Below are 22,796 nucleotides of genomic sequence, written 5' to 3'. Positions count from 1 at the left end.
TAGGCGCATCTGGATTGCCCCCCGGCTAACAGGCCTCGCGGGGAGTTCGGGAACCGATCAAGGAGCCGCTGTTGGGGGAGTCGCGCGAGTTACAGCCAGGGATGGTGGTACTGCACGGCAACCACCTGGAGTCGCTGCGTACGCTGGCGGTGGAGTGGATGCGGCGGGCGCCGCTGGCGCCGCTGGAGAACGAGACCATTCTGGTGCAGAGCAATGGCATGGCGCAGTGGCTGCGGCACGCCCTGGCGGCGCCGCCGGATGCCGATCCGCCGGGCTGCGGGATCGCGGCCGCGCTGGACATGCAGCTGCCGTCGCGCTTTGTGTGGTCGGCCTACCGCGCGGTGCTTGGGGCCGATGCCGTGCCGCTGGAGTCTCCCTATGCCAAGCGCCCGCTGACCTGGCGGCTGATGCGCCTGCTGCCGACGTGCCTGGGGCAGGAGGCCTTCGCCCCGCTCGGACAGTTCCTGCAGGACGACGACCCGGGCCAGGGCGGGGACCTGCGCAAGCGCTTCCAGCTCGCCGAGCGCCTGGCGGACCTGTTCGATCAGTACCAGGTGTATCGCGCGGACTGGCTGACCGACTGGGCGGCCGGGCGCGACGTGCTGCGCGACGCCCGCGGGCAGGCGCGCGACCTGGCGCCGGGGCAGCGCTGGCAGGCGGAGCTGTGGCGGCTGCTGCAGGCGGATATCGGTGTCGCGCAGGAGGGGGTGAGCCGCTCCGCGGTACACGCGCGCTACCTGGATACGGTGCGTACGCTGGAGCGCCGCCCCGAGGGTCTGCCGCGGCGGGTCATCGTATTCGGGATCTCCTCGCTGCCGGGGCAGATCCTGGAGGCGCTGGAGGGGCTGGCGCGCTTCTGCCAGGTGCTGGTCTGCGTGCACAACCCCTGCGAGTACTACTGGGCCGACATCGTGGCCGACAAGGACCTGCTGCGCGCCACCCGGCGGCGCCAGGCGCGCAAGGCCGGGATGCCGGAGGCCCTGGACGAGGCCCAGTTGCACAACCACGCGCATCCGCTGCTGGCCGCCTGGGGCAAGCAGGGGCGCGACTACATCGGGCTGCTGGACGAGCACGATGACCCCGAACACTACGGCCGGGTGCTGCGCACACTGGACTGGGAGCGGGTGGATGTCTTCGAGCCGCACGGCATGCGCGGGCCGGAGGACTGCCTGCTGCACCAGTTGCAGGAGGACATCCGCGCGCTGCGGCCGCTGGCCGAGACGCGGGAGACCTGGCCCGCGGTTGCGGTGGCGGACCGCTCCATCCAGTTCCATGTGGCGCACAGCCCGCTGCGCGAGGTCGAGCTGCTGCACGACCGGCTGCTGGACCACTTCGCGCACGATCCCGCGCTGCGCCCGCGCGACGTGATCGTGATGGTGCCGGATATCGACCAGTACGCCCCCCACATCGAGGCGGTGTTCGGCCAGCCCGAGTCCGACGACCCGCGCTTCATCCCGTACACGCTGTCCGACCAGGGGCCGCGCGGGCGCGACCCGGTGCTGATCGCGCTGGAGCAATTGTTGTCCCTGCCGGAGAGCCGGATGGGCGTCAGCGAACTGCTGGACCTGCTGGATGTGCCGGCGGTCCGGCGGCGCTTCGGCATTGCCGAGGAGGACCTGGCGCAGCTGCATGCCTGGGCCGCGGGCGCGGGGGTGCGCTGGGGCCTGGATGCCGCGCAGCGCGCCGGTCTGGGCCTGCCCGAGGGACTGGAGCAGAACACCTGGCGCTTTGGCCTGCGGCGGATGCTGCTGGGCTACGCCCTGGGCGACCAGGGACCGTGGCAGGGGGTGGAACCCTACGACGAGATCGGTGGGCTGAGCGCCGCCTTGCTGGGCCCGCTGGAGGCCCTGATCTCCGCGCTGGAAGAGGCCTGGGACTGGCTGCGCCGGGCGCATGCCCCGGGGGACTGGGCGGCGCGGCTTGCCGCCTTGCTGGAACAGTTCTTCGCGCCGGAGACGGACGCCGAACTGTTCACCCTGGAGCGTCTGGGCGAGGCCCTGGAGCAGTGGCGCGAGGACTGTGCGGCCGCTGGGCTGGAGGAGGCGCTGCCGCTGGCCGTGGTGCGCGAACAGTGGCTGGCCAGTCAGGACGATTCGGGCGTGGGGCAGCGCTTTCTGGCGGGTTCGGTGAACTTCTGCACCCTGATGCCGATGCGGGCGATCCCGTTCCAGGTGGTCTGCCTGCTGGGCATGAATGACGGCGACTACCCGCGCAGCCCGACCCCGATGGACTTCGATCTGATGGCACAGGACTACCGCCCGGGCGATCGCTCGCGGCGCGAGGACGACCGCTATCTGTTCCTGGAGGCGCTGCTCTCCGCCCGGCGCCAGTTGCATGTGAGCTGGGTGGGGCGGCATGTGCGCGACAACGAGCCGCGCCCGCCCTCGGTGCTGGTTGGGCAGTTACGCGATCACCTGGCCGCCGGCTGGGGACTGGCCGGGGTTGACGGGCCCGAGGCCGGACCGGCCCTGGTGGAACACCTGACCACCTGGCACCCGCTCCAGCCCTTCTCGCCGGTGAACTTCCCGGCGGACGATGACGAGCGGCACTTCACCTATGCCCGGGAATGGGAGGCCGTGCACGCCGCGGATGTGGCCCCGGCCGAGGGCGCCTGCGAGCCGATCCCGCTGCTGGAGGCCGAGCGCGAGCCGCGCGCGGTGGCGCCGGAGGCCCTTGCGCGCTTTCTGCGCTTCCCGGTGGAGGCGTTCTTTCGTTATCGCCTGGGGGTGTTCTTCGACGAAGAAGAGGCCCCCGGTGACGACCTGGAGCCGTTCGGGCTGGGCGGGCTGGAGCAGTGGCAGGTGCGCCAGAATCTGGTTGCGACCGCGCTTGAATCCGCCGCTGATGCGGCCGCCTGGCCGGAGATCCTGGAGGCCGAATCCGCACGCCTGCAGCGCGCCGGCTGGCTGCCTCTGGGGGCGGCCGGCGAGCTGGAACGCGGGGCGATGGTGGACGAGGCCGCGCGGCTCCTGGAGCGGATCGGCGAGCGCCTTGCGCTGTATCCCGAACGGCTGGAGGCGGGGCGTCCGCTGCGCCTGGAACACGCGCACTGGGGCCTGGAGGCGGTGCCGCCCGCGCTGCGCGGCGACGGCGAGGGTCGGGTTCGGGTCTGCCTGGACTACACGGCGAGCCGTATTGCCAACGGCAAGAAGTGGCGCTACGACAAGCTGATGGCGCCGTGGGTGATGCATCTGCTCGCCAACGCCGGCGCGGGGGATGTGGGTTCCGAACTGGTCGCGCTGGACACACGCCTGACCCTCCCTGGGCTGGAGTCGGGTCTGGCGGAGGAACTGCTGGGCACGCTGCTGGAGGCCTGGGCGGCCGGACAGGAGCGCCCGCTGCCGCTGGCCTGCGCCGCCGCCTTTGCCTGGCTGGAGGCGGAGGATGGGCAAAAGGACCCGTATGACGAGGCGTTGAAGACCCTGCGGGGGAACGACTACAGCCCTGGCGAGTGGTCGCGCAGTCCCGCGCTGGCACGGGCCTGGCCGGATCCCGAGACCCTGCTGGCCGATCCCGATTTCGGCTTCTGGCGGGACCGCGTGTACCGACCGGTGTTTGTGGTCGTGAACCAGTCGGAGGTCGCGGAATGACGGCCACCGCGCACAAGCTGGACCTGCTGACGTTGCCGTTGCACGGCAGCCGCCTGATCGAGGCCAGCGCCGGCACCGGCAAGACCTACACCATCGCCGCGCTGTATCTGCGCCTGGTGCTGGGCCACGGCGAGCTGCCCGAGGGCACCAGCGCCCTGACGCCGCCGCAGATCCTGGTGATGACCTTTACCGATGCCGCGACCCAGGAGCTGCGCAGCCGCATCCGCGACACCCTGGCAATCGCGGCGCGGGTGTTCCGCGCGGAGGATCCGGATGCGGTGCCGGGCGTGCAGGACATCCACAGGGAGCTGCGCGGCGAATACAGCGAGGCGGAGCGGCCGGGCGCGGCACGCCGGCTGGAACTGGCGGCGGAGTGGATGGACGAGGCCGCGGTGTCGACCATCCACGGCTGGTGCTACCGCATGCTGCGCGAGCACGCCTTCGACAGCGGGAGCCTGTTTACCCAGGACCTGGCGAGTGATCAGCAGGAGTTGCTGGCCGAGGCGGCGCGCGATTACTGGCGCCGCTTCGTCTACCCGCAGCCGCCCGCGCCGCTGGCCCTGCTGCGTAATGCCTTCGGGCCCGATCCGGAGACCCTGTTGCAGAAGATCCGGCCACTGGTCGGGCATTTGGCCGCGGATGCGGCGGATGCGGAGCTGGAGACCCCGGAGGGGCTGGAGGCCGCGCTGGACGGTAAGCTGGCGCGGTTGGAGGCGATGAAGCGCCCTTGGCGCGAGGATTTCGAGGCGATCAAGGAGCAGTTTGACGCGCTGCGCGGCCCGGTTCTGCAGCCGGGCAAGTACAGCAATCCGGACAAGCTGCTGGGTGCGATGCGCGAATGGGCCGAGGATCCGGGCGCGCTGCGGCCCGGTGGCGTCTCCGGCGACTCCCCGCTGCTGCGTTTCAGTGCGGCCGGCATGCGGGACCGGCTGAAAGGCGGTCAGACACTGCCGGAGGATCTGCACCCGGCCTTTGCGGGGCTGGACGATCACGCCGAGGTCTGCGTGGATGACCGCGAGCGTCTGTTGCAGGCGGCGGCGCGCCAGGTGGATGCGCGCTTTCGTCAGGTTCAGCGCCAGCGCGCGCAGATGGGCTTCCACGACCTGCTGACCCGGCTGCGCGATGCCCTGGACGGCCCGGGGGGCGAGCACCTGGCCGCGACCCTGCGGGCGCAGTTCCCGGTGGCCCTGGTCGACGAGTTCCAGGACACCGATCCGGTACAGTACCGGATCTTCCAGCGCGTCTATCGCATCGACGAGAACCCGCGCGACCTCGGCGTGCTGCTGATCGGCGATCCCAAGCAGTCGATCTACGGCTTTCGCGGGGCGGATATCCATACCTACCTGGCGGCGCGTACGGCCACTGCCGGTCGTCACTACACCCTGGAGCGCAACTTCCGCTCCACCGAGGCCCTGGTGGATGGCGTGAACCGGTTGTTCGGGCATGCCGAGGGCTGGGCGGACGGGGCGTTTCTGTTCCGTACCGGCGCGGAGAACCCGCTGCCGTTCGTGCCGGTTACGGCCAATGGCCGTGCGGAGGTCTTCGAGCAGCACGGGGAGGCGGCCCCGGCGGTCACGCTGTGGTGCCATGACCCCGGCGAGCCGGTGCCCAAGGGCGCCTACCGCGAGCGCATGGCGCAGGCCTGCGCCAGCCATATGGTGGAGCTGCTGAACGGGGGTGTCGCCGGGACCTGCGGCTTTCGCAAGGGCGCGGACCTGACCAGGGTGCGGCCGCGCGACATGGCGGTGCTGGTGCGCGGCCGCGCGGAGGCCGACGCGATCCGCGCCGAGCTGCGTCGACGCGGCGTGCGCAGCGTGTACCTGTCGGATCGCGAGTCGGTGTATGCCAGCGATGAGGCGGGGGACCTGCTGCGCTGGCTGCGCGCCTGTGCCGAGCCCACCAGCGAGCGGTTGCTGCGCGCGGCGCTGGCGACCGCGACGCTGGGGCAGTCGCTGGCCGAGCTGCACCGGCTGACGGTGGACGAGCTGGCCTGGGAGGCGCGGGTCGAGCAGTTCCGCGACTACCGCCGCCTGTGGCAGACACGCGGGGTGTTGCCGATGCTGCGCCGGCTGCTGCACGACTTCGAGGTCCCCCGGCGGTTGCGCGCCACGGCGGGGGGTGAGCGCGCGCTGACCAACCTGCTGCATCTGAGCGAGTTGCTGCAGCAGGCGGCCGCGGAGCTGGATGGCGAGCAGGCCCTGATCCGGCATGTGATGGAGCACCGGAACGGCGACGGCGAAACCGGCGAGGAGCAGATCCTGCGCCTGGAGAGCGACGAGGACCTGGTCAAGGTGGTGACGCTGCACAAGTCCAAGGGGCTGGAGTATCCGCTGGTGTTCCTGCCGTTCGCCTGCAATTTCCGGCCCACGGACGCGAAGAAGGACGTGCCCTGGCGCGACCATCCGCCGCAGGGCGGGGCGCGCTGGGTGTTCCACATGGATGACGCGGTGTACCGGCGGGCCGAGCGCGAACGCCTGGCCGAGGACCTGCGCCTGTTGTACGTGGGCATGACCCGGGCGCGCCATGCCTGCTGGCTGGGGATTGCTCCGATTGTCTCGGGAAGGAGCAAGACCAACCATTTCGACCAGACCGCAGCCGGGTATCTGCTGGCCGGCCCCGAGGGCGTGGCGGACGGCGGGCTGGAGGCGGCACTGCGTACCGCCGCGGGCGACGAGCCGGCGATCCGGGTGGGCCCGCTGCCGGAAGTGCGCGACGCTGCGGTGCAGACCGGCGCCAATGCCCCGACCACCGGGCCGGCCCGGCAAGCGCCGGCGCGGCGCTTCGAGCGCTGGTGGGTGGCCAGCTACAGCGCGATTGCGGCGCACGACGACGGTGTGACACCGGTCGCGCCCGACTCGGCGCGCGAGGATGTGCTGCGCGAGGGCGTCGCGGATGCGGGTCGCGAGGCCGTGGAGCTCCCCGAACTCGAGCCCGAGGCCGGGCCACGCGCGGCCAGCGGGCTGCACGCCTTCCCGCGCGGGCCGGGACCGGGCACCTTCCTGCACGGGCTGCTGGAGTGGGCGGCGGAGCAGGGCCTCGCCGCGCAGGTGGCGCAGCCCGAACGCCTGGCGCGGGAGATCGAAACGCGCTGCGAGCGCCGGGGATGGGGCGAGTGGTCCACGGTGGTCACGGACTGGATGCAGCAGTTGCTGACGGCCGGCTTCCCGCTGGAGGAGGGCGGGACGTTCTCGCTGGGGGGCTTGGCCACGTATCAGCCGGAGCTGGAGTTCCTGTACCCGGCGCAAAGCCTCAAGGCCGGGGATCTGGATCAGGCGGTGCGGGCGCAGATTCTGCCGGGCGAGGGGCGCCCGCCGGTAGGGGACGTGACGCTGAACGGGATGCTGAAGGGCTTCGTCGACCTGGTGTTCGAGCACGCCGGGCGCTATTACGTGGCGGACTACAAGTCCAACTGGCTGGGGCCCTCGGCTCGGGCCTACACCGCCGAGCGCCTGCGCGCGGCGGTGCTGGAACATCGCTACGACCTGCAGCTGGTGCTCTACACGCTGGCACTGCATCGCCAGCTGGGCGCTCGCCTGCCGGGCTACGACTATGACCAGCACATGGGCGGCGGGGTCTACCTGTTCCTGCGCGGCGTGGACGCGCCGGGCCACGGGGTGTTCCACCACTGCCCGCCGCGTGCGCTGATCGAGCAGCTGGATCGCTGGATGACGCACGGGGTCGATCGGGAGGGGGCGGCATGAACGCGGTGTCGCATAGCGGGGCGCTGGGGTCCGTGCAGGCCCTGATGGTGCTGCTGGGCGAATGGGAGGCGGCCGGGTGGCTGCGCGGCGTGGACCGGGCGCTGGTGCGCTTTCTGCACGAGCAGGATCCCGGGGCACCGCCACTGGCGCTGCTGCTGGCCGCGCTGGTCAGTCACCAGGTCGGGCGCGGCCATGTGTGCCTGGAACTGGACGCCCTGCTGCAGGAACCGGATACCACGCTGGCCCTGCCGCCGGAGGGGGAACCGAACGCGCCGGCCCTGCCGCGGCCGTCGTCCGTGCTGCAGGGCGTTTCGGCGACGGCGGTCGCGCAGGCCCTGGACGGGACGGCACTGGCCGGACCGGATGCGGTTGGCTCGACGCCGCTGGTCTATACCGGCGCGCAGGTCTACCTGCGCCGCTACTGGGAGGCCGAGCGCCGTATCGGGCAGGCGATCCGTGCGCGGGTGGCCGATCGCGCGGCCTGGCAGGGCGCGCTGGATACGGCCGCGGCGCGCGAGTGGCTGAACTGGCTGTTCGGCACACCGGCGGACGGCGCCGCCCCGGACTGGCAGCGCCTGGCCTGTGCCCTGGCGGCCGGCTCCGGTTTCAGCGTGATCACTGGCGGGCCGGGCACCGGCAAGACTACCACGGTGCTGCGGCTGCTCGCGCTGCTGCAGGGCTTGCAGGGTCCGGAGGATCCACTGCGTATCCGCCTGGCCGCGCCCACCGGCAAGGCCGCGGCGCGTCTGAATGCCTCGGTCAGCGGGGCGCTGGACCGCCTGGGGCTGGAGACGCTGCCGGAGGGCGACGCGCTGCGGCGAAACCTGCCGGCCGAGGTGGTCACGGTGCATCGCCTGCTGGGGGCGCGGCCGGATACGCGGCACTTCCGCCACGGTGCGCGCAATCCCCTGGCGGTGGATGTGCTGGTGGTGGACGAGGCGTCGATGATCGACCTGGAACTGATGGCCAGTCTGGTCGAGGCGGTGCCGCGCACGGCGCGCCTGATCCTGCTGGGGGATCGTGACCAGTTGGCATCGGTGGAGGCCGGCGCGGTGCTGGGCGAGCTGTGCCACCGCGCCGGGGGTGGGCACTACACACCGGACTCCGTGCAGTGGCTGGAAGCGGTGACCGGCGAGGCCGTGCCAGCGGCGATGCAGGATGCGCACGGGCAGGCCCTGGACCAGCACATCGTGATGCTGCGCCAGAGTCACCGCTTTGGCGCCGACAGCGGGATCGGACGCCTGGCCGCCGGGGTGAACTCGGGCGAGGTTAAGGGGTCGCCGCAGGGTGACGATGCTGTGTGGCAGCGGGTGCTCGCCCACCCCGAGGATGCGGCCCTGGTGGATCTGGCAGTGGCGGGGCGCGCGGACACGCCCGAGGGCGAGGCGGTCGGGTACGCGGACTACCTGGAAGGCCTGCGCGCGGCCCGGCCGGCCCCCGGGGCGCCGCGCGCCGCCTGGGAGGACTGGGCGCGGGACGTGCTGGCGGCCCACGGGCGCTTCCAGCTGCTGTGCGCAGTGCGGCGCGGGCCGTGGGGGCTCGAAAGGCTCAATCGGCGTATTGCCGGGGCGTTGCAGGCGCGCGGGTTGCTGGAGATGGAGGCCGGCCGTGGCGGCGGGTCAGAGGGGCACGCGCCATGGTTCGAGGGGCGACCGGTGATCGTGACCCGCAACGACTATGCGCTGGGGCTGATCAATGGCGATATCGGCATTGCCCTGGCCGTTCCGGCCTGGCTGGCGCGGGGCGAGCCCGAGGCGACCGGGGATCATGGGGGTCCGGAGGCGGCGGCGCCGGTGCTGCGCGTCGCCTTTCTCGCGGCGGGGGATCGCGTGCGCTGGGTTTTGCCCAACCGGCTGGAGGCCGTCGAGACCGCCTTTGCGCTGACTGTGCACAAGGCCCAGGGCTCGGAGTTCGAGCATGTCGCGCTGGTACTGCCGGAGGCCGACAGCCCCATCCTGACCCGCGAGCTGGTCTACACCGCGATCACCCGCGCCAGCCGCTGGTTCAGCCTGCTGGAGCCACGAGCGGGCACCTTGGCCGCGGCCAGTCAGCGCCAGATCCGCCGCAGCGGCGGCCTGCGCCGCTGGCTGGACGATGCGCCGTAGGGAGGTGCGGGGGGCGGTGGCGTCATCCCGGAAACCGCGTAGCGGTTATCCGGGATCTCGAGCGTTGGGGTGGCCCTGGGCCTGGGGTACATCCGGCGGGGGGATCCCGGCGCTTCGCTGCGCTGCGGCCGGGATGTCCGGGGGTTGGGTGGTGCTGCGGTTGGGGTGACGGTGCCGGGGCCGGGTGATGGCCGGGGTGTTCCGGCTTTGGCGGGGGCTTCGCCTGCGAGCAGGCTCCCACGGGGAGATTGGCCGATCCTGTGGGAGCCGCTTTGGCGGCGAAGCTCCTGCCCGAGGTAAGTTCCAGCGCGGGCAGGAGCTTCGCCTGCAAGCAGGCTCCCACAGGGGGTGGTGTGGTTGGCGGCTTGGGGGCGTTCAGGTGGTGCGGCTGCCGTAGGTGACGACGGATTCGATGCGTTCGGCGCGTTCGGTGTCGAGGCCGTCGGTCTGGGCGAGGGTGGCGGCGTCGGCGTTGATGATGTCGCGTACGCTGCCGAGGTCGCGCAACAAGTCGCGTGCCGTGTCGGCCTCGACGCCGGGGAGGCCGCTGACGATGAACTCGGCGGCTTTGCGCCGGGTGTCCGGCTTGGTGGGGCGGTCGGCCGGGTCCGGCTCCATCTGGGCGTTCAGGCCCAGCAGGTAGATCAGCATGCCGCTGTTGTCGGCATCCGGGCTGGGCAGCACGCTGATGCCGAGGGCGATGGTCAGGTGCGCGAGGGCACGGTGGATATCCAGTGCCTGCTGGTGGAAGCGCGGTTCGTACAGGTCCCCCTCGACGATATAGACCACCTGGCTGTGGTTGGCCTTCAGCTTGGCGGCGTTTTCCCACAGGGTCTTGTCGACCACACTCAGCACCATGTCGGTGGCGGACTTGCGCTCGACCACGACGCCGTTGGGCAGCAGGTAGTCGCCGACATCGAGGTCGGTGAATTCCAGTTCCACCCCTTCCAGGCGTTCGATGCGCTGAATGATCTTGCCCTGTTCGCGGCGGTCGACGCGGATCGGCAGGTGCACGTTGTCCATGGGGGCTCCATTCGTTGACGGGTGGCGGGCACTGTAGGGCGTGGGGCCATGCGCGCCAAATGGCCGGATGCGGGGCGGGGCGAGGGATGCCGTGCAGGCGCGGTGCGGATCGCCTACAGTCAGGGGACACGTTTCGCGGGTGGCGCCTGCGGTGCGTGTATGGAGACAACAATAAAACCAAAAGGATGGAGTGTTTATGTCGATTCAGATTGCAGTCGTGGGGCTTGGCCGGGTGGGCGGCCGTTTCCTGGAGATGTTGCTCGAGTCCGGCCTGCCGGGGATGACGCTTTGTGCGGTCTCGGAGAAGGGCGAGACCGAGGGCCGCCGGCTGGCCGAGGAGAAGGGTATCCCGCTGGAGTCGGTCGCGGATATCGTGGCGCGTGGCGACCAGGTGGACGTGATCTTTGACCTGAGCGGCCAGCCGCAGGTGCGCCAGGAGCTGCGCGAGGGCATGCAGAACACTGGCAACCGCCATACGGTGGTGGCACCGGAGGTGATGGCCCACCTGACCTGGGCGATGCTGACCCGCGAAGCGCCGCCGGACGTGCACGGCAGCACCGGCTACTGATGGCCACCCGCGCCGTCGGGATGGGCGGCGTGGTGATCGACCCGTGGTTGAAAGGCCGCCTTCGGGCGGCCTTTCTTCTTTCTGGTTCCGGAAGGTGCTGGGACGTTGGCGTTCGTGTCGGCGACCCAGCCGCTGCGAGGGGCGGTTGGAACCGAACCCGGGGCCCGAAGGTCCCTGGGATTGGGCCCGCGCATGAGCGGGCTGGAGCCCCTGAGACGCGCCTCCGGAGCGACCCGATCAGGCGTAGCGAGTGTCGGTGGTGGAGGCTTGGCTCGGAACCGGGCACGGTTCCAGGGGTTCCGGCAGGTGCAGCCCGAAGCCCTGGGCGTAGTCGATGCCGATCGCGCGCAGGGGTGGCAGCAGGTCTTCGTGGGAGACACATTCGGCGACCGTCTTGATGCCCATGACCTGGCCGATGTGGTGGATGCTCTCGACCATGGCATGGCTGATCGGGTCGTCGCTCATGTCGCGCACGAAGCTGCCGTCGATCTTCAGGTAATCCACGCGCAGGGTCTTGAGGTAGCCGAAGGACGCCATCCCGGTGCCGAAGTCGTCCAGCGAGAAGCAGCAGCCCATGGCGCGCAGGGTGTTCACGAAGCGACTGGCCTGGTTGAGATTGGCGATCGCGGCGGTTTCAGTGATCTCGAAGCACAGGCGGCCAGGCGCCACGCCGCTGGTCTGGATGCGTTCGACGATGTAGTCCAGCATGCCGCGCTCGCACAGCGACTGGCCCGACAGGTTGATGGCGAAATGGCCGTCCGTGGGCGCGGTGTGGCGGGCGACCTGCAATACCCGGTCGATGACCCAGCGGTCGATGGCCGCCATCAGGCCGTAGCGTTCGGCGGCCGGGATGAAGGTACTGGGCGGTGTGATCGCGCCCTCGTCGTTGATCATCCGCAGCAGCACCTCGATGTGGCGGGGACCGCCACTGGTGATTGGCTCGATGTGCTGGCCGTACAGCCAGAACTGGTCGTTCTCCAGGGCGTGATTGATGCGCTGCAGGCAGTTCATCTCGCCCTGGTGCCGGCAAAGGGCCGCGTCGTCGGGGCGCGAGACATGGATACGGTTGCGCCCGCGTTCCTTGGCCAGATAGCAGGCGGCGTCGGCTTCGCTCATGAACTGGGCCGCGTCTCCGTGCTCGCCACGGACCGGGACGACCCCGATGCTGATGCCGATCCGGAACATGCGGCCGTCCCAGTCGAAGCGGAATTGTTCCATTGCGCGCCGCAGTTTCTCCGCGATCTCTTCGGCGCGTTGTAACGGGCAGCTTTCCAGGAGGACGCCGAACTCGTCGCCGCCGAGGCGGGCGAGGGTGTCGCTTTCGCGCAGTTGAGCCTGCATGTGCGAGGTCAGCTGGCACAGCAGGTCGTCGCCGGCCCCGTGCCCGCAGGTATCGTTGACGAGCTTGAACTGGTCCAGGTCCATATACAGCAGGGCATGTTCGCGCCCGTCGTGATGGGCGCTGGTAACAAGCTGACGCAGGCGGCGCTCGAACTCCAGCCGATTGGCCAGCGATGTCAGGCAGTCGTGGGTGGCGGCCCAGGACAGGTCGCGCGCCATCTCGCGCGCCCGGGAGACGTCCCGGAATACCAGGGCGGCCCCGATGACGGCGCCCGTGCGATCACGGATGGGCGCGGAGACCTCCTCGATGGCGTATTCGTGGCCGTCACGGGAGACCAGGATCGTGTCCTGGTTGAGGCTGCAGGTCGTGCCGTCGGGGACCATGTCCACCAGGGGGTGGGGGAGTAGCTGGCCGTCGTCCTCGCGAATGGTGCGGAACACCCGGTCCAGTTGTTCGTCGCGGGCCTCGGCATCGCTCCAGCCGGTCAGGTGTTCGGCCACCGGGTTGAGGTAGTCGATGCGCCCGTCCGTGTCGATGGTAATGACCGCGTCGCCGATGGCGTGCAAGGTGACCTGGGCGCGTTCCTTCTCGCGGAACAGCTCCGCCTCGATATCACGGCTGCGGCGCAGGACGGCCACCGCTACGACGATGCCGATCAGCAGGGCGGCGGTCCCCAGCAGGGACATGAACTGCACCGCGTTCCGGTATTGCTCGGCCGTGTCCCGCGCCGCGGCTTCGGAGGCCTCCTGCTGCAGTTCCAGGAGGGTGCCGAGATTCGCCAGGACCTCGTTCTGCATCGGGATGGCCTGTTCGAGTAGCCAGCTTGTGGCAGCCTCCAGGTCGTCATCCAGGATCTTGTCGAGTACGCGCTCCTGGACCTCGACCGCGCTCGATGTCAGTTCGCGGCCTTCGGTTAGAAGGGCCTGCTCGCGTTCCGTGAGGGGCATGGCCTCGAGCTGGTTGCGGTTGACCATGAAGTCCGACGCGTGCGAGCGGAACTCCATGATCCCCGCGTCGAGATCGAAGGGGTCATCGGTGATCGACAGGCGCAGCAGGGTGACCGAGCGTTCGCGCGCGGCCGTGCGCATGTTGTTGAGGAGTTCGGTCTTGACGTTGTGCTCGTGGACGATCACGTCCAGGCGATCGTGTACCTGACCGATGCGCTCGAGGCCGATCATGACCATCACCATCATCAACAGCAGGACGACCGCAAATCCCGCTGCGATCGCTACGGCCGAGCGATAATCGTGCGCATTACTGGACCCCACGGTTGCTGTGGAGTCGCTGGCTTCCTGGCTGTCCATCCTGCCCCCTGGCCTTCGCCCGGGCGGTCTTGTGCCGCCTTCTGTGAGCGCATCCCTTCAGAACCTAGACGCAATCCGCATGGAATGTAATCCCCTGGCCAATTGCAGGGAGTGGTGGCGGGGCGTGCGTCACACCGTTTCGTGTTGCAGGCGTTCCTTGAGGGCCCCTGCGGCCATCGCATGCGAATGCAGCCAGCCCTGGTACAGGTCACAGCCGATTTCCCGCAGGAAGGTTCGCTGTGCGTCCGTTTCTACGCCTTCGGCGACGAGCGTCAGGCCGAGGCTGTGGCCGAGGTGCACAATGGAGCGCAGGATCATCTCCGATTCCGGGTCCTCGCCGATGTCGGCGATGAAGGAGCGGTCGATCTTGAGCTTGTCGATCGGCAGGGACTTCAGATAGGCGAGCGAGGAATAGCCGGTTCCGAAATCGTCCAGGGCCACCCGGATGCCCAGAGCCTTCAGGCCGCGGAGCTGATCGTGGGTCAGGGCCACATCCGCCATGGCTACGGTCTCGGTTACCTCGATCTCGAGTCGCTCGGGCGGGGCGCCGGTCGCCTCGAGGGCCGCACGCAGGCGTTCCACCAGGTCGTGCTGGCGGAACTGCATCGCGGAGATATTGATGGCGACGCGGAGTCCGACGCCGGACCGTGACCATTGGGCGAGTTGTTCACAGGCCCCGCGGATCACCCAGTCGCCCAGGGGCAGGATCAGGCCGTTGGCCTCCGCGCTGGCGACAAAGCGGGCCGGTGCCACCGGCCCGAGCTCGGCATCGGTCCAGCGCGCCAGGGCCTCGACGCCGATCACGCGGTTCGACGCGACCTCCAGCAGTGGCTGGTAGTGCAGCTCGAGGTCGGCATTCTCCAGCGCCTGTTGCAGGCGCTGTTGCAGGCGCTGTTCCTCGTGCACCTGGGCATCCAGGTGCTGCGAAAAGAAGGCCCAGGTGTTGCGGCCGGAGTGCTTGGCCTCGTACATGGCCATGTCGGCATAGCGCACCAGGCTGCGATCGTCCTGGGCGTCGCGCGGGAACATGGCGATCCCGAGGCTGCCGCTGGAGACGAGGTTGCGCGCGTGTTCGGTCTGGAAGGGTGTGTCGAAGATACCCAGGATGCGCTGGGCGACCCGGGCGATCGCCTGTTCGTCCGCCACGTGGGTCAGCAGGATCATGAACTCGTCCCCGCCAAAGCGGCCGATGGTGGCTTCCTGGTCCAGGGCGCCCTGGAGTCGGGCGGCCACGGCCTTCAGCAGCTGGTCGCCCTCGTCATGGCCAAAGGTGTCGTTGACCATCTTGAAGTTGTCGAGATCCAGCAGCATTACCGCGATCGGGTGGTCGTTGTGCTCGGCCTGGGCGATGCCCTGCGTCAGGCGGTCGTGCAGTAGCCAGCGGTTGGGGAGTTCGGTCAGACTGTCATGGGTGGCCTGATGCTGGATGCGCGCCTCGCGCCGCTGGCGGTCGGTGATGTCGCGGATGAAGGCGGTAATCCGCCGGCCTTCGGTGTCGTCGAAGGCGTTGAGGCTGATGTCCACCGGGAACTCGGTGCCGTCGATACGCTGGCCGCGCAGATGGGGTACCTGCCCCATGGTGCGGCGGTTGATGGTGTGGGCCTGGGTCTGGCGATGGGTCCGGTGGCGCTCGCGCAGGCGATCGGGGACCAGGCGCTCCACCGGCTGGCCGATCAGTTGCTGGCGGGGGTAGCCGAACAGGCGCTCGATGTTTCGGTTGGCCATCACGATGCGGCCCTCCGTATCGGTAACCAGGACGCCGTCGGGGGCCGTCTCCACCAGTTGCTGGTAGCGCCGCTCGCGCATCTCGATGTCGCGGTGGGCCTGGTGCAGACGCTCCAGGGGCGAGCGCACGCTTTCCAGAAACAGCCCCTGGTAGATCAGCAGGTAGGCCGCGAGCTTGTACAAATGCCCCAGCACGAACGGCGTATCGGTCAGATCCTCGTAGAACATGAAGAACATGCCGCTGCCCATGCTGATGACCAGCGCCGCGGCGACCAGGGGCATGCCCGGGCGCTGCAGCAGATCGCGGCGCAGGGCCAGGATGGCCAGCGTCGCCAGATGCAGGGCGATCACGATGGCCTCCAGGCCCAGCTTGAACGGCGTGAGGCCGCTGACCGGGTCGAACAGGGGCGGCAGGATATCGGCATGCCACAGGCCGACCCATGCGAGGACCGCGACCAGCAGCAGGCTTCCGGCCAGATAGACCCCGCGCGGCGGACCATCGCTGCGCGCGACCATCGGCAAGGCCACATAGGCCAGCAGGGCCGCGCCCCCGACCAGCCGCGCGGCGAGCCAGAAGAACAGCGTCTGCTGCGTCGAGTTGGGGGTGATGAAGTCCGGCATCGCCGGGTAGGTCATCAGGTGCAGGAAGTCGAAGAGCGCGACCGCCAGGAAGGCACAGGCGAGCAGCAGGGAGGCCGCCACCCGCCGCCGGTCGATCACGTGATACCCGACCGCGAACACCAGCACGGCGACGACGACCGCGAACAGCTCCGCCCCCGTGTGGAACGCCGTCAGATGCTGGCCCGGCACAATCCGCGGGAGATCGATGCCGAGCATCCAGATCACCACGGGCACCAGCAGCAGGGCCAGCAGCAGGCCGGAGGCCGGGACGGTGTGCTGGCGCATGAGCTTTTCGGCGTGGGTGTTCATGGTGATCGGTCGCGTTCAGCGGTGGCGCGCCCAGAACTGCCGGGCGAGGCCCTGCAGGCCGGTTGCGAGTTGCGCGACCTCGCGGGCGGCGGCATCGCTCTGGTCGGCCCGGTTGGCGGTAGTGTCGGCCGCGCCACGGATGGAGTCGACCCCGCGCCGAATCTCTTCCCCGGCCGCGCCTTGTTGTTCGACGGCGGCCGCGATACGGGTGCTCATGTCGTGGATCTGGCTGACGCCGGAGGTGATGTTCTCGAGTGCCGCGGCGGCCTGCTGGGCCTGCTCTACGCTGGTTTCCGCCTGATCGCGGCTTTGTTCCATCGTGGCCACCGCGGCGCGTGCGCGGTCCTGAAGCCGCTCGATCATCTGCTGGATCTCGGCGGTGGAGTCCTGGGTTCGACTGGCCAGGGTGCGCACTTCGTCGGCCACGACCGCGAAGCCGCGGCCCTGTTCGCCGGCGCGGGCCGCCTCGATCGCCGCATTGAGGGCGAGCAGGTTGGTTTGTTCGGCAATCCCGCGGATCACATCCAGTACGCCGCTGATGTCCTGGCTGTGCTGGTCCAGTTCCGTCATGACGCCCGAGCCCTGGCGAATGCGCTGTCCCAGCTCCTCGATTGCCCGTGAACTGTCGCGCACTACCTGGCTTCCCGAGCGGGCCTCCTGGTCGGTCCGGTCCGCCGCGTCGGCGGCGTGCTGTGCGCTCTGTGCGACCTCCTGCACGCTGTTCACCATCTGCTGGGTGGCGCCCGCGACCTGTTCGGTCTCGTTCTGCTGGTGGTTGCAGGCCTGGCGGCTGTCGCCTACTGCGGACACGAGCGCGTCGGCCGTGCCACTCAGGCGGTTGGCGGCATCGCCCATGCGCCCGACGACGGATCCCGCCTCCGCTTCGAGCATTTGCAGGGCGAAGGCGATCTCGCCGGCCTCGTCGGTGCGCCCGGTATAGATGTACTGGCTGACCGGGTTGTTGGCGATGCGGCGGGCGTGGGCGACCGCGCGGCACAGGGGCGACAGGCTGATCCATACCAGGGCGCCGCCCACCACTAGCGCGGTCAGCGCGAAGATCAGGGCGCTCGACCAGGGCAGGCCGGTCAATACGCTGCTGGCGATCAGCCCTGCCATCACGCCGCCGGCGAGGGCCGCTACGGTCCTGACCTTGATGCCGATGGGGGGCAGGCGCAGGGCCAGGGGCCTGCGACCCTGGAGGAGTTCCGCGTAGACGGATTCAGCCTTGGCTACCTGTTCGCGCCGCGGCTTGGTGCGAACGGACTGATACTCGACGGTTTGCCCGTCTTCCGTTACGGGCGTCACATAGGCGTTGACCCAGTAGTGATCGCCATTCTTGCAGCGGTTCTTGACCAGGCCCATCCAGGAGCGGCCGCCCTGGATGGTGTTCCACAGGTCCTCGAACGCCGCCGGCGGCATATCGGGATGGCGGACCACGTTGTGGTTTTTGTCGAGCAGTTCGTCCGGTTCGAACCCGCTGATGTCGATGAAATCCGGATTGACGTAGGTGATGGCCCCCTTGAGGTTGGTGGTGGAAAGGATGTTGGCGCTCTCCGGATAATCCACCTCGTTCCCGGTGACGGGCAGGTTGCGTTTCATGTTGTTCCCCTGATGGCCGAATCGTTGTTATAGGTGTCGCGTCGGCCCAGCCGGCGCTGCGTGGGCGCCGGTTATTCTTGTTGGATGGAAGCTAGCCGATATTCCCCCACAAAACAAATATATATCCATACGGTAATGGGTGGAGTGTCTTTTCATTGACGAAAGGCGTATAGTGCGTCTATCGAACGCCCCGCCCGTCAGCGTCCGTTCATCTGATCCAGAGCCATTCCGGTTCGCAGTGATCCCCCTGATTTCGTTTCCCCCGATGGGTGCTCTTGTTGAACGAGTGGCGGGTAGCGTTGGAGCATTCCATGACTGATACGACCTTTGCCGACCTCGGGTTGGCCGATACCCTTTTGCGCGCGCTGGATTCCGCCGGCTACCAGCACCCGACCCCGATCCAGGCCCGGGCCATCCCGGAAGTCCTGAAGGGCGGCGACCTGCTGGCCGCGGCCCAGACCGGCACCGGCAAGACCGCCGGCTTTACCCTGCCGATCCTGCAGCGCCTTTCCACCAGTGATGCGCCCAAGCCCGGCAACGGCCGCCCGCGCTGCCTGGTGCTGACCCCGACCCGCGAGCTGGCCGCCCAGGTGCACGATTCCGTGAAGACCTACGGGCGCAACCTGAAGCTGCGCTCGATGACAATCTTCGGCGGCGTGAACATGAACCCGCAGATCAAGGCCCTGCGCGACCGCATGGACATCGTGGTGGCGACCCCGGGGCGTCTGCTGGATCACGCCAACCAGAAGACCATCGACCTGTCCGGTGTGGAGATCCTGGTCCTCGACGAGGCCGATCGCATGCTGGACATGGGCTTTATCCGCGACATCAAGAAGCTGATTGCGCTGATGCCGGGCAAGCGCCAGAACCTGATGTTCTCGGCGACCTTCTCCGACGAGATCCGCAAGCTGGCCAACGGCCTGCTGTCCAGCCCGGCGGAGATCGACATCGCCCCGCGCAACACGGCCGCCGAGAGCGTGCAGCAGAGTGTGCACCTGGTCGAGACCAGCCAGAAGCGCGAACTGCTGAGCCACCTGATCCGCACCAACAACTGGGAGCAGGTGCTGGTGTTTACCCGCACCAAGCACGGCGCCAACCGCCTGGCCGAGAAGCTGTCGAAAGACGGCGTGCGCTCGGAGGCGATCCACGGCAACAAGAGCCAGGCGGCGCGCACCAAGGCGCTCAAGCAGTTCAAGTCCGGCCAGGTGCCGGTGCTGGTGGCGACCGATATCGCCGCACGCGGACTCGACATCGATCAACTGCCGCAGGTGGTCAACTTCGAGCTGCCGAACGTGCCGGAGGATTACGTGCATCGCATCGGTCGTACCGGCCGTGCGGGCTCCGCCGGTGCCGCGCTGTCGCTGGTGGATGGCGAGGAGATCAAGCTGCTGAAGGGCATTGAGCGCCTGATCCAGCGCCCGATCGACCGCATCGAGACCGAAGGCTTTGCCGCGCCGAAGCCGGCTGCCAATGACGGCAATGGCAATAACCGCCGCGGCGGTCGTGGCGGCAAGCCGGGCGGCGGGGCACGCAATGGCGCCCCGCGCAACGCCCGCGGTGGCAAGCCCGGCGGCGGTCGCGGCGGCAACGGCCGCCCGTCCTCCAACGGCAACCGGGCGGCGCGCAGCCGCTAGTCCGACGCGCCAGCGCAGTACCGCGAACCCGCGGTCCCGATGTCCGGGGCCGCGGGTTTTTTCGTTCCGGGTCTGGCGGGGAGGGCTTTATTCACCACGAAGCACACGAAGGCACGAAGAAGGGCCAGGTCAAGGGCGAAAAGCGATAACAGGAAGGCTGGAAGACAGGAAGGGACTGGTGTTGTGCGCCAGGTGATTGGCCCCAGTACAAGGCTAATCACAGCGTGTTGTGATTGCCGAGGGCCCATAAACACTTCCAAATTTCGCGTCTTCCTGTGAAATGCTTTTGCCCTTGCCCTTCTTCGTGCCTTCGTGTGCTTCGTGGTGAATACGGTTTTCGAGTTGCGGCGAGGCGTTGGAGTTGAGCTGGATCAGGGCGGCGGGGGATGGGCCGGGCGATACTCTGGCGGGCTCAAGGCCGGGCGCGGGTGGTCGTTAACGAAGCCAAAGGAGGGTGTCGATGAAGATTGGGAATCTGGGTGGGCTGCGGCTGAAGCTGATTATTCTGGTGATCGTGGTGAGTACGGTGCCGCTGTCGATCATGGGCGGGGTGACGTTCCACACCATGAAGGGCGATCTTGCCGCGGGGGTGGATGAGGCCCTGGTGACGCAGCTGTGGTGGTTGCTGTGGGCGCTGTGGGTGGTCGCGTTTGTGGTGGCGCTGGGGATTGGCTGGTTCTATGCCAATGTGCTGACGCGGCCCCTGGAGCGCCTGGCCGAGGGGCTGGAGGCGATCGGCGAGGGGCGCGCGGATCTCGGGCACCGCGTGGAGGTGACTACGGACGACGAGATCGGCCGCACCGGTGCAGCCTTCAACACGGTGATGGGCCGGCTCTCCGGGCTGATCCGGCAGGTCGCGGATGCGGCCGACGGTATCGCCGCCTCCGCGCGGCAACTGGAGGGTCGCAGCAACGAACTGACCCGGGCGACCCACGAGCAGCGCGGCGACGTGGAGCAGGTGGTCACCGCGATGAATCAGATGTCCGCCACCGTGCAGGAGGTGGCCAACAACACCCAGAGCACGGCCGAGAGTGCCGGTCAGGCGACCCGGGCGGCGGAAGGCGGACGCACCGTGGTGCAGGCCACGCAGGGCGCGATCAACACCCTGGCCGGCGAGATCCGCCAGGCGAGCCACGTGATCAGTGAGCTGAAGGGTGACAGCGACAACATCGGCACCATCCTGCAGGTGATCGAGGAGATCGCCGAGAAGACCAACCTGCTGGCGCTCAATGCGGCGATCGAGGCCGCCCGCGCCGGCGAGGCGGGACGCGGCTTCGCGGTGGTGGCCGACGAGGTGCGTCATCTGGCTCAGCGAACCAACGACTCGACCGGGGAGATCCGCGAGATCATCCAGCGCCTGCAGGGCGGAGCGACCCGCGCGGTACAGGCGATGGAGGTGAGCCAGCAGCACGCCGAGACCTCGGTGGAGAAGGCCGGCGAGGCGGGCGAGACCCTGGAGTACATCCACGACTCGGTGACCACCATCGACGACATGACCCGCCAGGTGGCCAGCGCGACCGAGGAGCAAAGCCAGGTGGCGGAGGAAATCAACCGCAACATCCACCACATCAATGACATCGCGGTGCGCAACGCCGACGGGGCCAACGAGATGCAGCAGGCGGTAGAGGCCCTGGAAGGGCTGGCGCAGCAGCTACAGAACGAGGTTGCGGGCTTTCGTCAGCAGGGCTGATCCGGCCTGGCGTCAGAAGCCCCGGCGCAGGGCGTCGAAGCCCAGGGCGACGTCGTCGGGATCCGCGCCGGGCTCGATGCGCAGGCGGTCACGCACGGTGTCGCGGTCAATATGGGACGCCTCGATCGCGTCGTCGGGCAGGCGATACAGCCACCAGGCGAGCGCGGCCTGGGTGCGCGTCTCCGACCAGGGCTCCAGGTCCGTCCCGATCCGCTCGGCATGCGTGCCCAGCTCCGCGTCGAAGAAGGGCTCCAGTCGATCCAGCGCGGCGACCGGGTCGGGCAAGTCCGGACGTTCGCCATCCAGTGCCTCCACGGCGCGCGCCAGTTCCTGGCGGGCGATCTCCGGCCAGATCTGTGAGGGCAGGTAGCCCTCCATCGCCGGCCGTCCGCCGGCGGTGATGCCGTGCAGGTAGCCGCTGCGGGTGAGCAGATAGCGGTCGAGCGCCTCCAGCGCCTCGCGGGCCCACTCAAGGGTGTCGCGGTCTTCCAGTACCCGCGCCAGGTTGGCGAGCGCCGCGATGGCCTGGCCCGAGGTGTCGGCATAGGTGTTGCGGTCGACCCGGGGTGGATCGGTCTGCGTGCGGGTCTCCGGGTCCAGCTGATAGTAGTCGCGGTCGGCGTACTGGCTGTTGCCGAAGCGCAGCTGACGGGCGTCCCACAGGTGGTCGCGCAGATAGTCGCGAATGCCGCGCGCGATCTCCGCGTAGTGTTCGTCGCCGATGTGCTCGTAGGCCTCGGAGAACAGCCACAGGAACGCGGCGTTCTGATCCAGGCGCTTGGAGGTCTCCAGGGCCAGGACCGGGTCGCGCTGGTCGGGATCGTGGAAGAAGAAGAAGCCGCCCTCGACCTCGTCGTAGAGATCCTCCGCGATCTGGTCCAGCAGGCCGGGCATGCGTTCCTCCCAGTCGTCACTGGCCAGCAGGTAGCGGTAGGTCCAGGGTTGCGGGCGCTTGCTGAGCGTTCCGAATGTGGCGCTGCCGCTCAGGCGGTCGGCGCGCTCGTCATAGACCTCGTCGAGCATCTCCATGAAGGCCTCGAGGCCGTCGATCGCCGCGTCGTCCGGTGTGATCTCGCGGCCGGTGACCGAGAACATGTCGCGCTGCGCCTGGAGGATGCTCTCGAGGTCACGGGCATTCACGTGGCCGGTGAAGCGGGTCAGCATCTCGTCTTCGTGATTCACGATGACCACGAAGGGCAGGCCGCGCCCGCCATAACGGCGGAACAGGTCGGCGCGTTCGTCCAGGTCGACGAGGACGGGGATGTAGTGCTCGTCGATGACATCCACCACCGACGGGTTCTCCAGGGATTCGTCCTGGAAGTCGCGGCACCAGGTGCACCACTGGCCGTGGAAATAGAAGAAGATCGGGCGTTCGCGTGCCTCGGACTCGTCGAACAGCCCGCTGTCCCAGCTTTGCCAGTCGATGCTGGAGTCGGCCGGATAGTCCTCGGCGGCCACTGGCAGCGCGAGCGCCAGCAGGGCGGCGCCCGCAAGGAGCCCGCGCGCGGCGCCACGAAGGGCGCTGGCGACGGAAGGGCCTGGGTTGTAGAAGGGTCCGGTCATCGCGGGCACTTTCCGGGCTTGT

General features: G+C 68.9%; 11 protein-coding genes. 6 read left to right on the top strand and 5 right to left on the bottom strand.

Annotated elements, in window-relative coordinates; genetic code table 11:
* The first annotated feature begins 101 nt into the window (after window positions 1-101).
* Genes recC through recD form a run of 3 tightly spaced genes read left to right on the top strand, consistent with a single transcriptional unit; the run spans window position 102 to window position 9,396 of the window.
* A complete protein-coding gene (recC, locus tag H609_RS0100760) occupies window positions 102-3,590 on the top strand; it encodes an exodeoxyribonuclease V subunit gamma (protein ID WP_038035971.1) in 3,489 nt (1,162 codons plus the stop codon).
* Window positions 3,587-7,291, top strand: coding sequence for an exodeoxyribonuclease V subunit beta (recB, locus tag H609_RS0100755; protein ID WP_028484051.1), 3,705 nt, complete (start codon window positions 3,587-3,589; stop codon window positions 7,289-7,291). Before recC ends, recB begins: the two co-directional genes overlap by 4 nt.
* Window positions 7,288-9,396: an exodeoxyribonuclease V subunit alpha gene (recD, locus tag H609_RS0100750; protein WP_028484050.1), complete on the top strand. Its 2,109-nt coding sequence runs from the start codon at window positions 7,288-7,290 to the stop codon at window positions 9,394-9,396. Before recB ends, recD begins: the two co-directional genes overlap by 4 nt.
* Before the next feature lie 375 nt (window positions 9,397-9,771).
* On the opposite strand, the gene H609_RS0100745 is transcribed toward recD, so the two are convergent.
* A complete protein-coding gene (locus H609_RS0100745) occupies window positions 9,772-10,419 on the bottom strand; it encodes an ERCC4 domain-containing protein (RefSeq protein WP_018877540.1) in 648 nt (215 codons plus the stop codon).
* 196 nt (window positions 10,420-10,615) lie between these two features.
* Between H609_RS0100745 and H609_RS0100740 the strand changes: the two genes are divergently transcribed.
* Entirely contained in the window at window positions 10,616-10,987 is a 372-nt protein-coding gene (locus tag H609_RS0100740; RefSeq protein WP_019583489.1) for a hypothetical protein, read from the top strand.
* A gap of 237 nt (window positions 10,988-11,224) precedes the next feature.
* Here H609_RS0100740 and H609_RS0100735 read toward each other — a convergent pair whose 3' ends face one another.
* The 3 genes from H609_RS0100735 to H609_RS0100725 all read right to left on the bottom strand — a co-directional run bounded on the left by H609_RS0100735 (window position 11,225) and on the right by H609_RS0100725 (window position 17,887).
* Window positions 11,225-13,633 (bottom strand): EAL domain-containing protein, encoded by a 2,409-nt coding sequence (locus H609_RS0100735; protein WP_028484049.1) that lies wholly within the window; start codon window positions 13,631-13,633, stop codon window positions 11,225-11,227.
* A 129-nt stretch (window positions 13,634-13,762) separates the two neighbouring features.
* Window positions 13,763-16,288 (bottom strand): EAL domain-containing protein, encoded by a 2,526-nt coding sequence (locus H609_RS0100730; RefSeq protein WP_028484048.1) that lies wholly within the window; start codon window positions 16,286-16,288, stop codon window positions 13,763-13,765.
* 15 nt (window positions 16,289-16,303) lie between these two features.
* Window positions 16,304-17,887: a PAS domain-containing methyl-accepting chemotaxis protein gene (locus tag H609_RS0100725; protein WP_028484047.1), complete on the bottom strand. Its 1,584-nt coding sequence runs from the start codon at window positions 17,885-17,887 to the stop codon at window positions 16,304-16,306.
* A gap of 311 nt (window positions 17,888-18,198) precedes the next feature.
* Between H609_RS0100725 and H609_RS0100720 the strand changes: the two genes are divergently transcribed.
* Window positions 18,199-19,521 carry a DEAD/DEAH box helicase gene (locus H609_RS0100720; protein ID WP_028484046.1) on the top strand — a complete coding sequence of 441 codons (1,323 nt, stop codon included), beginning with the start codon at window positions 18,199-18,201 and terminating at the stop codon, window positions 19,519-19,521.
* Between the two features lie 460 nt (window positions 19,522-19,981).
* Window positions 19,982-21,211 carry a methyl-accepting chemotaxis protein gene (locus H609_RS0100715; RefSeq protein WP_018882206.1) on the top strand — a complete coding sequence of 410 codons (1,230 nt, stop codon included), beginning with the start codon at window positions 19,982-19,984 and terminating at the stop codon, window positions 21,209-21,211.
* A gap of 12 nt (window positions 21,212-21,223) precedes the next feature.
* Here H609_RS0100715 and H609_RS0100710 read toward each other — a convergent pair whose 3' ends face one another.
* Window positions 21,224-22,774, bottom strand: a complete 1,551-nt coding sequence (locus H609_RS0100710; RefSeq protein WP_018882205.1) for a DUF255 domain-containing protein — start codon at window positions 22,772-22,774, stop codon at window positions 21,224-21,226.
* Between the last annotated feature and the right edge of the window lie 22 nt (window positions 22,775-22,796).

The organism is Thioalkalivibrio sp. ALE17 (assembly GCF_000425605.1).
Lineage (GTDB): Bacteria > Pseudomonadota > Gammaproteobacteria > Ectothiorhodospirales > Ectothiorhodospiraceae > Thioalkalivibrio.
Note: the sequence above shows the minus strand (reverse complement) of the source record. Positions and strands in the feature narration are given on the sequence as shown.